This is a genomic window from Pseudomonas sp. SIMBA_041, assembly GCF_046535095.1.
In the GTDB taxonomy this organism is placed as follows: domain Bacteria; phylum Pseudomonadota; class Gammaproteobacteria; order Pseudomonadales; family Pseudomonadaceae; genus Aquipseudomonas; species Aquipseudomonas mucoides.
In genome coordinates this window covers 1-254 of the sequence record NZ_JAWRXJ010000612.1, presented here as the reverse complement: position 1 = coordinate 254, position 254 = coordinate 1, and the positions used below count along the sequence as shown (strand labels likewise).

Below are 254 nucleotides of genomic sequence, written 5' to 3'. Positions count from 1 at the left end.
ATTGAAAAAAGAAAGAGTTTTCACAGTGGAAAATGGTTCTGAGGCGGCCAGACAAATTCTTTTAGGTGCGTTTAAAAAACTGGTTGTCGTCAATAGTATTACACCAATTACCCAAGATATATTTCAAAATTACGGTCACCTTTCAGGAAGTACCGTTGCTTTTGGAATGATTCTTTTCCTTTTTGAAATGTATGCAGATTTCTCCGGATATTCTGATATGGCTATTGGTTTTGCAAGACTTTTAGGATTTAAAA

General features: G+C 34.6%; 1 pseudogene. It reads left to right on the top strand.

Annotation, left to right across the window (positions count from 1 at the left end):
• Positions 1-25: 25 nt before the first annotated feature.
• Positions 26-254 (top strand): annotated as a pseudogene (locus SB725_RS32565) (hypothetical protein); the annotation flags it as partial.